13 protein-coding genes are annotated in these 14,165 nt (G+C 39.6%); 5 read left to right on the top strand and 8 right to left on the bottom strand.

From position 1 onward, the window contains the following. Positions 1-760: 760 nt before the first annotated feature. From DS2_RS20585 to DS2_RS14920, 4 genes are all read left to right on the top strand, one after another. Entirely contained in the window at positions 761-931 is a 171-nt protein-coding gene (locus tag DS2_RS20585; protein WP_160168576.1) for a hypothetical protein, read from the top strand. Continuing rightward, positions 931-1,524: a hypothetical protein gene (locus tag DS2_RS14930; RefSeq protein WP_035015624.1), complete on the top strand. Its 594-nt coding sequence runs from the start codon at positions 931-933 to the stop codon at positions 1,522-1,524. The genes DS2_RS20585 and DS2_RS14930 overlap by 1 nt, the downstream gene beginning before the upstream one ends. Positions 1,525-1,854: 330 nt before the next feature. Continuing rightward, positions 1,855-2,538 (top strand): SOS response-associated peptidase family protein, encoded by a 684-nt coding sequence (locus DS2_RS14925; RefSeq protein ID WP_035015623.1) that lies wholly within the window; start codon positions 1,855-1,857, stop codon positions 2,536-2,538. A gap of 85 nt (positions 2,539-2,623) precedes the next feature. Then, entirely contained in the window at positions 2,624-3,349 is a 726-nt protein-coding gene (locus DS2_RS14920; RefSeq protein ID WP_035015622.1) for a L,D-transpeptidase family protein, read from the top strand. Between the two features lie 55 nt (positions 3,350-3,404). On the opposite strand, the gene DS2_RS14915 is transcribed toward DS2_RS14920, so the two are convergent. The 7 genes from DS2_RS14915 to DS2_RS14890 all read right to left on the bottom strand — a co-directional run bounded on the left by DS2_RS14915 (position 3,405) and on the right by DS2_RS14890 (position 10,311). Continuing rightward, positions 3,405-4,094, bottom strand: a complete 690-nt coding sequence (locus tag DS2_RS14915) for a 2'-5' RNA ligase family protein (RefSeq protein ID WP_035015621.1) — start codon at positions 4,092-4,094, stop codon at positions 3,405-3,407. A gap of 2 nt (positions 4,095-4,096) precedes the next feature. Continuing rightward, positions 4,097-4,504, bottom strand: coding sequence for a DUF1294 domain-containing protein (locus DS2_RS14910; RefSeq protein ID WP_035015620.1), 408 nt, complete (start codon positions 4,502-4,504; stop codon positions 4,097-4,099). Between the two features lie 72 nt (positions 4,505-4,576). After that, positions 4,577-4,963, bottom strand: coding sequence for a tautomerase family protein (locus DS2_RS14905; RefSeq protein ID WP_035015619.1), 387 nt, complete (start codon positions 4,961-4,963; stop codon positions 4,577-4,579). A 151-nt stretch (positions 4,964-5,114) separates the two neighbouring features. Beyond that, the gene (locus DS2_RS20890; protein WP_235188625.1) at positions 5,115-5,279 is read right to left on the bottom strand and encodes a hypothetical protein; all 165 of its coding nucleotides are present in this window, start codon (positions 5,277-5,279) and stop codon (positions 5,115-5,117) included. 12 nt (positions 5,280-5,291) lie between these two features. Then, entirely contained in the window at positions 5,292-6,746 is a 1,455-nt protein-coding gene (locus DS2_RS14900) for an alpha-L-fucosidase (protein WP_235188624.1), read from the bottom strand. A 12-nt stretch (positions 6,747-6,758) separates the two neighbouring features. Next, complete coding sequence (locus DS2_RS14895; protein WP_235188623.1) at positions 6,759-9,332, bottom strand: glycoside hydrolase family 2 TIM barrel-domain containing protein; 2,574 nt, start codon at positions 9,330-9,332, stop codon at positions 6,759-6,761. An 88-nt stretch (positions 9,333-9,420) separates the two neighbouring features. Continuing rightward, on the bottom strand, positions 9,421-10,311 hold the full coding sequence (locus DS2_RS14890; protein WP_081754295.1) for an AraC family transcriptional regulator: 891 nt from the start codon (positions 10,309-10,311) through the stop codon (positions 9,421-9,423). Between the two features lie 194 nt (positions 10,312-10,505). Between DS2_RS14890 and DS2_RS14885 the strand changes: the two genes are divergently transcribed. Beyond that, positions 10,506-12,365, top strand: coding sequence for a hypothetical protein (locus DS2_RS14885; RefSeq protein ID WP_035015618.1), 1,860 nt, complete (start codon positions 10,506-10,508; stop codon positions 12,363-12,365). Between the two features lie 87 nt (positions 12,366-12,452). Here DS2_RS14885 and DS2_RS14880 read toward each other — a convergent pair whose 3' ends face one another. Continuing rightward, complete coding sequence (locus DS2_RS14880; RefSeq protein WP_035015617.1) at positions 12,453-13,958, bottom strand: sulfatase-like hydrolase/transferase; 1,506 nt, start codon at positions 13,956-13,958, stop codon at positions 12,453-12,455. Between the last annotated feature and the right edge of the window lie 207 nt (positions 13,959-14,165).

Here is a 14,165-nt window from a genome sequence, read left to right as displayed (position 1 = left end):
TTAGTTAATGCCCATGTCGGGCGTACACAAGGTTATCAACCCGACCTCCACTGCGTTGCTTCGTTTGCGTTAAATCGCTACGCTAACGCAAACAAATCAACTCCGCTCCGGCGGGTTATAACGGCGTTTTCCGTATTTAACGTCGGCTAACTGGCTTTAGCCGACGTCTAATATCCTAGAGCTAAGCTTCCGCTATTGGCACCAAGCACGCATTCGCTCGTAACTCACAATTGTCCAAAAGCGTGCTAGAGTGACCGCCCGCTTCTCATCCAAAACTGACCAATGATTGCTCAAAACAAGTTTAACGCTTTGCGGTTTAACATTTAAACCTATCAAGATTTTACATGGCTACACACTGTTATCGCCAAATTTGCCATGTAAAAGTTACTCGTAAACCAGCCCCTTGTGCTTTAACCAATCCGACCAACCAACATTTTTTGTGAACCCTGAAAAATACGAGTATTTGCTCGATTCATCGTCTGCTAATACTTGTGAAAATTGCCTATCGACGGGTACAGGTATGAAATTGCCCAAATCTATTGCTCGTTGCTATTTGTTTAATAATCAAAATTATACCAGCTAGTTAGCTTTGTAAAGCCAACCAGATTTTAGAAATTGAAATGGATGGAAGTGGCTAACCTCAAATAATTTTCATACCGTAATTCGAGTGATATAAGCCTAGTTAAATTAGGGGATGTTTATCAATGTTTGCAATATTTAAGAGATAAGCGGATAATTAACCTTAAATTTAGGAGGGTACATGACTATTGCAGAATTAACAGCTCGCGTACAACATGCAGGTAAAAATCGAGATCACACGCAACGTATGGAACTGCTTAAAAAGGCGCATGTTTTAAACTCACAAGGCAAAATTGATCCACGTTTTTTTAGTAGCTCAAACTTAAAGGTTACTGAAAATTCAAACAAATAATGTACTCCTCAAAACCATCTATTATTTATGGCTTTCACGGCTTAGACAAAACTACCGCGCTAAAAATACTGTTACAAGAAGACAGCTTCCGCCACAGCACTAACAAATACGATTGGCTTGGAAGTGGTATTTATTTTTGGGAAAATAATCTTGAACGAGCTAAACAATATGCCATACAAGACAGCAAACGTAAGAATAGTTCAATCAAAGAACCGTTTGTTTTAGCCGCTGTTATCGAGCTAGGCAATTGCTTAGATTTACTTGATCAAAAATATAATGATTTTTTGAAAGTAGCGTACACACAATTAAAACAAGATTTGGAAGCTGAAAACATTGAAATCCCGACAAATAAGGGGTTTAGCTCCAATGATTTTGACTTTAAAGCTCGTGAGCTTGATTGTGCTGTAATTCGATACGCGTGTGCTTTAGCTGAAGAAGCGGGAGAGCCTTTCGATTCTGTTAGGGCCGCGTTTATTGAAGGAGCTCCACTGTATGAAGGCGCAAGGTTTTATTCTGAAAATCATATCCAATTAGCCATCATAAACCCTGATTGTATTAAAGGTATATTTTTACCTCGTGAGAAGCAAAATTAACCTATGGCTGTGATGGCGGTTTAACATTTAAACCTATCAAGGTTTTACATGACAACACACACTGTTATCGCCAAATTTGCTATATGAAAGTTACTCGTAAATCAGCCTCTTGTGCTCCGACAGAAACCAAACAAATAGCGACAAGCAATAAACCAATAATTTTTTTCATTTTATCATTCCTTTGAATGCAGATAACGAGGCAGAACAAGAACTTGGCGTATTCTAAAGTCTAGATAAGGTAACTTAACATAAAACCTTTGACACAGTAAATGACGCCAGTTTGTAGTATATTTAATTTAGCCCTTTACTATTTTGCTTGGAGGCTTTGTTTTGTGTGGGAGACTAAATGTAATTGATAACCCAGGTGTTCAAGCAATTTGTGACACATTAGGCATCAACTACCAAACTTTGTTGTTTAAACGTTATATTGGTGCAGGTCAGCGAGCATCTATTGTTCGCCAATCTGACACAAGGCAAACAACAAATGCAATTTGGTGGTTATTGCAACAGCAAACTGAAACGGGTTTAAAGTGCAGTAAATACACTTCATTTAATACCCGCTACGACAAACTAAATGTAAAAAATAGTGCGGGTTATCAAGCGTATCGCACCTCACGCTGTGTTGTGCCTGTAAGCGGTTTTGGTGAAACAGAAGGCAAAGGTAAATCAGCACGTTTTCATGATATGTTTGCAGTTGATAATGAAGCTACCTTGTTAACAGGCCTTTGCCGTGATTGGGTTGATAATACAACTGGTGAAACTATCACATCCTTCTCTGTTATAACCAAACCACCCCACCCGAAACTTGCTAACATCCACTCTAAATCGATGCCGTTACTTTTACCTCAAACTGGCCACTGGCTGGAAATGTGGCTAGACCCCAAGTTTAATGATGTTGAGCAATTCACACCTTTATTAGAACCATTTTTACCGCAAAACCTTAATGTTGTACAAATAGATAAACCCAGTGCTTACAACCCAGTTGGTGAAAGGTTTTTGATCGCGAAGGATTAGGTATTAATGTTGTGGGAATATCTCATATCGTTACCATGTTGTTTACGCAACAACATTGAATTTGAAGAAGGTGCATTAAATCAACATGAAAAAATTACTTTTTATTGGCTTGTTAATTATTTTGTTTGGCGCTTCGACGCTTTACATATATGGTAGGCCAATGTGGGTTCCTGTATATCAAAAAATTGTGGGTAAACGAACTATTTCAGATGTAGTTGCTCAATATGGTGAAGAATCAAAATCAAGATTGATTCCATATTTTAATGAAGCTGGTATTCAATATCCTCCTCGGCGCATCACATTATTAGCGATTAAAAGTGAAAAAACTCTAGAGCTGTGGGCGGAAGACAATACCCATAAAAAACTAATTAAAAGCTACCCTATCAAAGCGGCCAGCGGAATTTTGGGTCCTAAATTACGCGAAGGTGATAAACAAGTGCCGGAAGGTATTTATACACTTGAGTACCTTAACCCTAACAGCGCCTATCACTTATCAATGAAGCTGAATTACCCCAATGAGTTTGACCTAAAACACGCTAAGTTAGAAGGGCGAAACGAACCAGGAACTAATATTTTTATCCATGGCAAAGCCTTGTCAATTGGATGTTTAGCCATGGGGGATGTCGCTATTGAAGAGCTATTTATATTGGTTGCTGACATTGGTAAAACAAATGTAGAAGTCGCGATTGCGCCTGACGACCCACGTAAAGTAGACATTATGCCTTACGCTAAGGATGAAAAAGCTTGGGTAAATACTTTGTATGCTGATTTAACAGACTATTTTAAAAACTACCGACTTGATAGCAAATAAATAGGCAATGGAACAAAACTATTTTTATTTGCAGCTGGTTGCAATTAAAAACGGGTTAACCTGAATATTTAGCCAAAGTTTTGGTAACGGCTAAGTTTTGATACCAATTATTAAACACCAGCTCGAAATCTTTGAGAATGACATTGCCAAAATGATGATTACGATACTGCTGGCAAAGCTCAAAAAGTTTTCGTCCATTGTTTATTGGTTTTCTAAAGCGTATCACAGAGCTATGTGCTGTAACCAATTTATAGCGACTATCAAAGGTGACTCTCAAGCCCGATTTAGCCAGCAGTGTTCGAAGTTTGTTTCTTAGATTTTCTAAGGCAGTATCTACCGGAAACCCTTGGATAACAATGCAGTTAGCAGAGGCACTGATTCCTCGGTATTCAAGCTCAATCGGTTGTGCCGAAGCAAATACTGACTGAAATATGTCAGCATAAGCTTGGTCTTCAATATCACTCAGTTGAAATCCAGCGATGCATGAAATAACAGATAAAACAGTTAGATGCAGCTCATCTACTGGGTAGTAATATTGCTCGGGTTCAATATTTCTAATCGTATCTTGGAAGTTTGTAATTTGTTTAGCCACAGGTGGTTCGGCTTGGTTTAAATATGCCAAAGCCGTAATGCCTCGGCGGCTGTCATTTGTATCATTCAACAGGTATGGGTCTAGTTCAAACTCATTCCTGTGACAAGCGAGTTTAAATTTATCCCACATTTGATCATATACATGCTGAACCATTATTATTCCAAACTAGCCAAAATTGAGTGCAAAAATTGCTGGCCTTGTTCTCCCAATAGCCAGCCTAAAATACATATGTTTATAGCAACAGTAACTCTGTAAATCAGTTTGAATTCTCGTTTCTTTGACTTGTGCCTTAACATATTTTGGGCACAAAAAGCACCAATCCAACCTCCAAGAAGACTAATTAAGTGAAGGTGCCTTTCAGGTGTACGCCATCTATTGTTTTGAGCTGCAGATTTATCAACTGCATATAAAAGAAATGCAAAAACACTAAGCCCTGCATAAAAGTATAAAATTTCGATTGGCAATTTATTAGTGAATACCATAAATATCAGAGACATGATGAAAGCTATGGTAATCATACTCTCGAATTTACGTGTCTTGAAACGACTTCCCTGATAGTTCATTTTCTCATCCTGTAATTTAGTGGTGCGATAAAACACGACTTTCGCGTAAAACGGATGTATTCACCAGCCTGTTTATACATTAACTTTATATTTTAGATCTTGCACTTCATCACCAGTCATTCCGCGAAAGCCCCAGCAATGCGCAGGTTGTTCTTTTATTGTAATTTCAATATCAATTGGTGAAATACCCAACTCTGCTTCAATGCGATTGAATAGCTGTTTGATTAAAGATTTTTTGGTGTCTTGTTGCCGCCCTTCCATCATGTTTATTTCAATGACAGTGTATGAATCACTTCTGCCATCAGGATAGTAAAAATCTTCTTTGTCTAATGGCACAATTCGGTGAGCGCGTTTACTTGCGGGAAGCGTTAATACATCAGTCATACAAGACTGGATAACGTCAGATAATGTGGATTTTATTGGGTTTAACTTATCTTTAATTCCATAGATTACAATCATAGTTTTTCCTTAAATTGTGGGAGAAACGCTACGATCGCTAATTTATGTTAGGTTTTCAAGTATTAACTCAGTTTGACCCGAACCCATTAGGCACAACATCCTTGTTTGGGTTCTGGTCGTGCAAATTTATATTGGCACTTTAGCTGTGGTTTTAGTTGCCATCATCGCCTGGGTCTTCACCACCAATGCCGACTTCCGCTTCATCGTATAAGCTAATTTTATAGCCAATTGCTAAGTCATTTGGAATACGCTTAGGCTGTTTAATTACTAAGCCATTTGGCGTTAACGTCCACTCAACTATCTCGCTGCTGCCCATTAATTCAATCTGCTAAATTTTCGAAGACAACACAGCCAAATTGGAGCCCAAAGTTTCAATTACTATGTCACCAGCGGGTTTGTCCATAACAAATGCGAACAATGTATCGTCACCTTTTTTAGTGAAACGAATGTCTTTATCGGTATAAACAATTTTTTGCTTTTCAATTTTGTGGCCACCGTAACGAATGCGGGTTGGGCCTTCGCCGAATACAGTCCATGGGCGCGTTTCGTATATGCCTTCACCATTAATTTTTAGCCACTCGCCCATGTCAGTTAACATTTGGGTGATTTCAGCAGGTATAGACCCATCTGGATTAGGTGGTACGTTTAATAGCATCAAGCCATTTTTCGATACGATATCAATTAAAATGTCGATAATTTCGTTAGCATCAACAAACTTAGCGTTTTGATCAAAAAACCAAGCGCCTGGTGAGGTATCAGTCATCCAAAAATTATCTTTAAGTTTGTTTGGACGACCACGTTCGTAATCTAAAACACCAACAGATTCAGGGAAGGAGGTATTTTTGTAGTTAATAACCACATCTTTGCCCCACTCTTTACCTTTGTTGTAGTAATACGCAACAAACTCTTTACGGTATTCTTCGTCTAATTCTTCTACCCACCAGTCAAACCAAATTACGTCTGGTTGGTAGTTATCAATGACCTCTTTTAACTTGGCTAACCAGCGATCGTGGAATTTCTTGTTTGGTTTAAAATCAGTTAAATCGTGTTCATCAGTATAAAGGTCGGCCGTTTCTGCGGTTGCATCAAACTTATGCGCGTTAGCGAAATAAACCCAGGTAAATGCGTGATGGAATGAGGTTAGAAACTTCATATCACGCTTTTCTATCGCGGTTTTTAATTCGCCCGTTACATCAATGCCAGTGAAGTCTTTAACATTCCAACGGGTTACTTCACTGTCCCACATGGCAAAGTTGTCATGATGAATTGCCACAGGGCCTGCAAATTTAGCACCTGATTTAGCAAACAATTCAGCCCATTCTTCGGCGTTAAATTTGTTTGGATTAAATTTTTTGATGATGTCTTTGTAGCCAAACTCAGCTTGTGGACCATGGTTTTTAATGTGCTGCTCAAATACATAAGAGGGTCTTGGCTGTTTGTCTTCACCGTACAACACCACTTCGCCTGTTTTCCAGTCATATTGTTGGTCTTTATACATTTCTAAACCATACCAGCCAGACGGCCATTTCAGGTTAATATTGGCTGTTGATGTTGGCCCCCAATGGGTGTAAATACCTAATTTGGCATCTAAAAACCAATCTGGTTGATGATTTACTTTGGCTAAGTCGTCCCAATCTGCTTTATATGTATTATCCGTTTTGGCTGATGGTGCTTGGGTATTTTCATTCGACTTGTTGCAGCCCATTAAAGCAGCAGACACAGCCAGTGCCGCAATGCTAGGGAAAAACGGCAACAAGACTTTAGAATTTTTTTGCGCTGTCATGTTAGATACTCATTAATAACTATTTGCGTTAGGTCGAACTAGGCTGATGAAAACAGGGTTAGATTTAACCCCATTAACCTTGGCTGTCACTTTTACTTTACCCGGATAACTGCCCGCTTGAATAAGCATGGCAGCTCGACCACGGTGGGCACCAAGCGAGTCTGCTAACACATCTTGCACATTGTATTCAGAGCCATTATCGACCACTAATCGTGTCGCTGGGCCTTCAACAATAAACTCAACTTTATCGGTTGAATTTGCCAATATATTGCCAGCTTGGTCTTTTAATACTGCATGCACATAGCTTGTGTCGTATTGATCAGCTGTTAACTCAGCGCGTTCACTGGTTAACTCAATTTGTGCCAGTTGACCTAGGCTGTTTAATACCTGTTCTGAAACCTTTTTACCTTGGTTATAACCAACAACTTTTAATTCACCAGCTTGATACGGCACTAACCACTTAATCACTCTGTCGTCAAAATCTAATAGGTTGTGTTTACCAACAGATTTACCGTTTAAAAATAACTCAGCGCTTTCAGTATTTGTGTATACCTGTACAACCACAGGTTCGTTCTTGTTGTACTGCCAAATCGCGTTGACGTCGTACCACTCCCACATACGGATTTTGTCCCAAATATGTGCTGGGTATTTACGTGGGGTAAAAGTCCAACCGCTGTTTTTATCAAAAGAAAACTCTGATTCACTTGCAGCCGTTGTGCCTAAATACATATGTGGTTTGTCTTGCCACAAGGTTTTAAAGAAATGACCGCGTGGTGTGATATTACCAACAAAATCAAACAACGAAATATCTAACCCCATGCGTGGCATTGGCCCAGCTTCACCTTTATAGGCAAAACCTGTCCAAATAAAAATACCGGCAACATAGTCTTTGTCTTTTACGTCACGCCATTCACGCCATGCGCCCCAGTTTTCAGAGCCATATATCACTTTGTCTGGATAGGTTTCATGCGCTTTTGCATACGCAGCTGCACGATAGTTAAAACCTACAATATCCAATGCATCTGTATAACCTGATGCAAAACCAACACTTGGGTGAGTTAAACCTGCGGTTACGGGTCTTGTGGTATCTATTTCTTTAACATATTTGGCAAGCCTATTCGCTATAATCGGCAAGCTATCTACCGCTTCAGGATTGGCTTTTTTCAAGCGCTGCATAATTGGTTCTTTGGCAAAATCTGGCGCATCTTCATAATAAGAGGTGCCATTGACTGTATGCGAAACTGCTGCTGGATAGTGCGGGTGGGTCCATTCAATTTCGTTGCCGATGCTCCACATAATCACACTTGGGTGATTAAAATCGCGACGGACTAAATCTTTAATGTCACGCTCCGCCCATTGGTTAAAGTGCACATCGTAAGAGATAGCAGCTTCGCCACTGGCTTTGTTGTCCCCTAAATATTCTTTGCTTTTTTTCTTGGCAATATCCCAGTCGTCAAAGGCTTCAGCGTTAACCACAAAACCCATTTTATCGGCTAAATCTAACAATACAGGATCATGTGGGTTGTGTGATAAACGCAGCGCATTTACCCCTAAGTCTTTCAGTTTATTTAGTCTAGATTGCCATACAGATTTAGGCACGGCAGTTCCGACAGCGCCAGCATCATGGTGTAAATTTACCCCTTTAATTTTGGTGTTTACTCCATTAACAAAAAAGCCTTTTCGGCTATCAAATTGAATACTGCGAATACCAAAAGTTGCCTGTTCTTGTTCAACTAATTCATTATTTAAGTAGATTTTGTGCGACAACTGATACAGAGGTTGTTCGGCTGAACTAGGCGTGACAACCGACCATAACTGTGGCTGTTTAACCACAAACCGATTGGTAATTATTTGCTCAGCTTGCAAAGTAAGGATTTGTTTTTTGCTCGCGACAACTTGATTCGCTGAATTTAAAACAGCAGTTTCAATACGTACTTTTTTGCCAGCGTATTTGCTAGTGACCAGCTCGGTACTAGCCACAACTAGGGCTTGTTGGTTAGAAACTTCAGGCGTGGTCACTTGCACACCCCATTGTGGAATATGTACGTCATGCCCTTTAACTAAGCGTACATTACGATAGATGCCGGAGCCTGTATACCAGCGTGAATCTGCATAAGCAGTTCTATCAACTTTTACTGCGACAACATTAGCTTTGTCACCAAAATGTGCGTAGTCGGTAAAATCAGCTTTAAAGCTACTATATCCATAAGGCCTTTCGGTAATGTAGTGGCCGTTCACCCAAATTTGCGCATTATTATAAATGCCATCAAATTCCAACCATAAACGTTTACTTTGGTCTTCATTGGCTAACTTAAATGACTTTCTATACCAGCCGATACCACCTAGTTTAAAGCCCGAACTGGCAGCACCTTCTGTTGTATATGGCAAGGCTACAGCCCAATCGTGCGGTAGGCGCACGTTTTGCCAACCTTGGGTGTCCCACTCGTATTCAAAGCCTTGGCGCTGCTTTTCTAAAGTAAATTTCCAATCGAAATTAAAATCATCAACCTGTTTGGCTTGCAGCTGCAAGGCCAACAATATTCCAGCAGAACTCAGTGTATAGCTCACCAATTTAAGCAAATTCACAAAACAACCTTTATTTTTATATTTAAACCAATGCATTTATATAAAATCAAAGAACAGTTTACAAGTCAAAGCGTTAATTTTAGGTTAACTATTTCAAATTCTCTGATTGTTTTTGTCGGCGGTATTCTGTTGGGCTCAAGCCAACTTCTTGCTTAAAAGTTTTTGAAAAATGATAGATGTCACCAAAACCACATTGCTCAGCAATTCTTTCGATTAGTAAATCTTCCAACAACAACATTTTTTTCGCTTTGGCTAATTGAGTAGCCAAAATATAGCGTTTGGGCGAAATGTTAAATGCTTGTTTAAAGCTACGAGAAAAATGCTCTAGTGAGAAATTACACAACTCAGCCAAAGCTTTTATTTGCGGGGGATTATGCAAATTTTGCTGGATAAGATTGATTGCAGGCATCAATGCCTTGTGTTTAATAGATTGCTTAGCTGAGCTTGAACTATCAATTTTATCCAAAAAAGGCAAGAGCAGTTGCATCAGCGTACTATTGCGAAAAGCTTGGGCGGCGAGACCAGTCTGTTCGTTATTATCAGCTAGTAGCTTAAATGAGAGAGGCACCTGCGAATCACCATTGCCATTCAATTCAATAATGTCTGGGTATAAGGTAAAAAAGTCTAAATCATCGTGTACAGCGGCTTGGAAATGGCACCAGTAGAAGTCGAGTTCGCTTAAAGCATAATGCGAGGATAATTGATAGGGTGGTATTAAATAGACATGCCCAGGTCGCATCTGTATGGTTTTACCCTTTGCTTTGAGTACAGCTTCGCCTGAGTTGACATAATATACGCGATTATAATGATTAATAAACTCACTACCTGCCCAAGTTTTACCTATAACCATATGATGCGTGGTATAGACGTGGAAGCGAATTTGATTAAACAAATCACTGGGTAAATGGTTTTGCCAAACAAAACCACTAGAGCCTGTTTCATACTTATCTGCACTGAGCATAACTTGGTTACTTTGCAATGTTTTTCTTACTATAGCACATCAAGAATTTACATTTAAATATCAAATTTCACAAAATACCTTTAGCATAAAAAGTTAGTCTTGGATCTACTAATAAATACTTAACCAAAATTATGACTAAAATTTACACTAGCATAAACATCAATATTTTTTGTATACTATTTTCATTTAAATTTAAACTTAAAAGTTTTAGTATGAAAACAAGTAAAATTATAACACTTATTCTCACAGCACTTGCGCAACCTGTTTTCGCAGAGGTGGTAAAGGTTCATTTAGAACCAACCACAGTACGGAACATAGGCGGTGTCAGCAAATTTGATAGATCACAATACATTACCCTGCATGAGAGCTTTGGCTCATCGGATTTAACCGAAGAAGATTTACTTTATATAGAACACGAATTAGAAGCAGAATTTGGCCGAGATGGCGGTTTAATTTCATGGCTGGCTAGAGACATTCCCGCTGATAAAAACAACCCAAGCATGCCTGATGTCGGCAAAATAAAAGACCTATTCGAAAATAAATTCGTAAACAACAATAATTCAATTCGATTTAACGCAGAAAACATGCGCAACGTTATTTTGTGTACTCATCCTGAAAAAATGCATGGCCACAAAAACAATAAATCGTATGAATGGGGCCCGTATTCTGCCGAGGCGACAGCCGAATACACAGCCAACCTATTAAAATATGGATTTACTGACGCTAACAGACCACGCGCAATTGAGGTTTATAACGAACCTTTTGTCAAAGCGAAAAAAATACCTACGACAATTGAAGCAATGAGCGAACAGCACAAAATTGTCGCAAAACGAGTAAAAGAATTAAACCCAGATGTAATGGTAGGTGGTTACTCTGCCGCTTGGGTTGAATTTGAAAGCGGCAATTGGAATAACTGGAAGAACTGGCAGAAAAAGTTTATGGATATTGCAGGTGAAGACATGGATTTTTGGTCGTACCATATATACGACGGTGTCAATGTAATGGGTACACCAAGAGCTAGGACAGGCAGTAACTCAGAAGCTATCATGGATATTATCGACACCTACAGTCATATCAAATTTGGTGTGGCAAAACCAATAATGATCACCGAATACGGCAAAATTCCCCAAGGCAATATGAGTACCATGCCTTATAGCGAAGAACGCTCGGCAGGCATGCTCTACTCTGCATTAGGCCAGTTGATGACCTTTATGGATCACCCCGACAGATTAATCCGTACTGTACCTTTTATTTTAGGTAAAGCCTCATGGACATATGGCATGACCAACACCCACGTACCCGGAAATGCTAACCCATATTTATTATGGCGTCGCCTTGCGGATGGCAAAACCTACGTTAAAACCGATTTGATGAAATTTTATTATTTCTGGAAAGGGGTTGAAGGTGAATGGCGCTATAGTTCCAGCAACAATCCAGATGTTCGTGTACATATGCTAGCCGATAACAATAAACTAAACGTCATTATGATGAACTTGGATAACCAAGCAAAAACGGCGCGTTTAACTGGGTTGAACAATGTAAAAGCTCAATCAGTTACTGTTCGCTCGTTAACAACAAATGTAACAAAGCCAGAGCTTAACCAAAGCTTAATTAAAAACATACCTGATGAACTTGAGTTAAAAGCAGGTGAAATTGTGATGTTGCAAGTGCAGTTAAACGAACCACAAAAACCACAACAATCAGTAAAAGAACATAGAATTTACGCTGATAACTACCTGCAAGATATAAAAGGTGGACAACAAATTAACTTTACCTTTAACCAGGTACCAACAGGCAAAGGCAGTGCAATTTTGCGTTTATCACCAGCAAGAAAACTCGGTAGCCAACCACTTCCGTCTACAGTACATATAAACGGTACACCTTTAACATTGCCAACCAATTGGGCGGGCGATGATCAAAAAGGCCGCAACATGTTCTATGGCATGGTCGAGCTTGAAATACCCATGCAAGCTTTAAAACCACAAAGTACAGTAAGCCTAATGTATCCAGACGATGGCGGTAAAGTTGCCAGCGCTGTGCTGCAAGTGAATGTCAGAAACAACAAAAATTAATAGGTTATGAACTGATATTCAGTCCATTCACCCAGAAGCTGAATTGCAAGCACATCCATTGCCTGTATCAGCTTCTGTTACCTAGTGCTAATTACACGGCTCTTCTAAAGATACGCCAGCAAAAGTTTTTGACCAATTCGGCATATTGTTTTTGTTCCAGGAATCTTCAAAGCCATACCTAGGAGTATCAAACCACTGTGGTTTGATATGACCGCATGCCCATTGCTGTAACTCGCCCAGTAAAACTTGTTTATTTGGTCCGGTATTTTGTGGGTTTTGCTCGGCTAAGTCGCTAGAAAGATCGAAATATTGCCAATTTCCAGTGCCGTCGGTAAACCACTTTTGCTCATTTAATACTACGGCTGTCTGGTTTAACCCACCGTCATTGGTTGGTAAATGCATCATAAAATACAAAGCTTCGTTTTCGCGGGCATTTTTATTCGCGCGTACCGCACTCAAGATATCTTTACCGTCTAGCTGTTTGTCTTGCGGTACCTTGCCCTGTGCCAATGCAGTAAATGTTGGATAAAAATCTAACGCTGAAACTGGGTGAGAGTAAGCTGTTTGCGGCAAATTACCATTTGGCCAATGCCAGAACATAGGCACACGAATACCACCTTCATAAACAGATGTTTTACCTCGCTTAAGCGGAGTATTGCGTGCACTAGCATGGTTTATACGACCACCATTGTCACTTAAAAATACAATTAAGGTGTCTTCATACACACCTGTTTGTTTGAGTTTTTCAACAATACGCTGCATACCACGGTCAACCGCATAAACCATTGCTGTGTAGGTTAAGCGTTTAGGATCGCTCGCAGCTTTATCGCCTAAAATTTGTTGTAACGCTTTTTCATCTTCTATTTTCGCTTGTTCAGGGGTGTGCGGCGCGTTGTAACTCATAAATAAGAAAAATGGATTTGGTTTAGCACTTTCGCGATCAATATAGTCAATCGCTACGTCTGTTAACATATCCGTGATATATAAGTTATCGTCATATCCTTCTTCGCTGGCATATTCGTCATTTTCCATTAATGGAATTTTGTACAACCAAACTGATTTATCTGCTGGGTCATGGTCTTTCACTCGTACAAAGTCTTTAGTGTGATATACGTGACCGCCACCTAACATGCCGTAAAAATAGTCAAAGCCGCGTACATTCGGGCGATATTCAGGCTCTTCACCTAAATGCCATTTACCCACTAAACCTGTTGAATAACCAGCTTGCTGTAACACTGTACTGAAGTACGTTTCACTAGTAGGAATGCCATGTGTTGAGTAGTCGGCTAAATTAAATTGTGAGCCGAATTCATGTTGGTAGCGTCCTGTCATAATACCGGCCCTGCTCGGGCCACAATACGGGTGAGTTACGTAGGCTTGCGAAAAGCGTGTACCTTGATTCGCTAGCGCATCAATTGACGGTGTATAAATATCCGGCTCGCTATTAGGCATATAGCCTAAATCGGCATATCCTAGGTCATCCAGCAACACAAATACGATATTCGGACGTTTATCCACTTGCTGCTCTGTTGAACCATTGCAACCTATTAACGCCACTAAACAACTTAAAACGACAAAAACACTACGTAGCATCAGCTTCACCTAAATTAGTTACTTATTCTCAAATTCTTAACAAGGTAACAGTATAGAGCAAATTTACACTGACAGCACAAAAGAATTACAAACGCATTCATATTATGTTTAAGCGTATCGATATTTTAAGTCATTTACATAAGCGATTTCTGTAGGCTGTCAATCCTTGTTTATTCAATGGTACAAAGAACAACAGCCCCAGAAACG

It is taken from the genome of Catenovulum agarivorans DS-2 (assembly GCF_000568405.1).
Taxonomy (GTDB): domain Bacteria; phylum Pseudomonadota; class Gammaproteobacteria; order Enterobacterales; family Alteromonadaceae; genus Catenovulum; species Catenovulum agarivorans_A.
The sequence above is the reverse complement of the archived record's forward strand: the minus strand, read 5'-3'. Positions and strand labels throughout refer to the sequence as shown.

Bases quoted from the DNA above. Each gene is read 5' to 3' on its own strand.
- DS2_RS20890 (WP_235188625.1), bottom strand. From the start codon at position 5,279: ATGGGCAGCAGCGAGATAGTTGAGTGGACGTTAACGCCAAATGGCTTA.
- DS2_RS14880 (WP_035015617.1), bottom strand. From the start codon at position 13,958: ATGCTACGTAGTGTTTTTGTCGTTTTAAGTTGTTTAGTGGCGTTAATA.
- DS2_RS14885 (WP_035015618.1), top strand. From the start codon at position 10,506: ATGAAAACAAGTAAAATTATAACACTTATTCTCACAGCACTTGCGCAA.
- DS2_RS14910 (WP_035015620.1), bottom strand. From the start codon at position 4,504: ATGAACTATCAGGGAAGTCGTTTCAAGACACGTAAATTCGAGAGTATG.
- DS2_RS14920 (WP_035015622.1), top strand. From the start codon at position 2,624: ATGAAAAAATTACTTTTTATTGGCTTGTTAATTATTTTGTTTGGCGCT.
- DS2_RS14930 (WP_035015624.1), top strand. From the start codon at position 931: ATGTACTCCTCAAAACCATCTATTATTTATGGCTTTCACGGCTTAGAC.
- DS2_RS14900 (WP_235188624.1), bottom strand. From the start codon at position 6,746: ATGACAGCGCAAAAAAATTCTAAAGTCTTGTTGCCGTTTTTCCCTAGC.
- DS2_RS20585 (WP_160168576.1), top strand. From the start codon at position 761: ATGACTATTGCAGAATTAACAGCTCGCGTACAACATGCAGGTAAAAAT.
- DS2_RS14905 (WP_035015619.1), bottom strand. From the start codon at position 4,963: ATGATTGTAATCTATGGAATTAAAGATAAGTTAAACCCAATAAAATCC.
- DS2_RS14915 (WP_035015621.1), bottom strand. From the start codon at position 4,094: ATGGTTCAGCATGTATATGATCAAATGTGGGATAAATTTAAACTCGCT.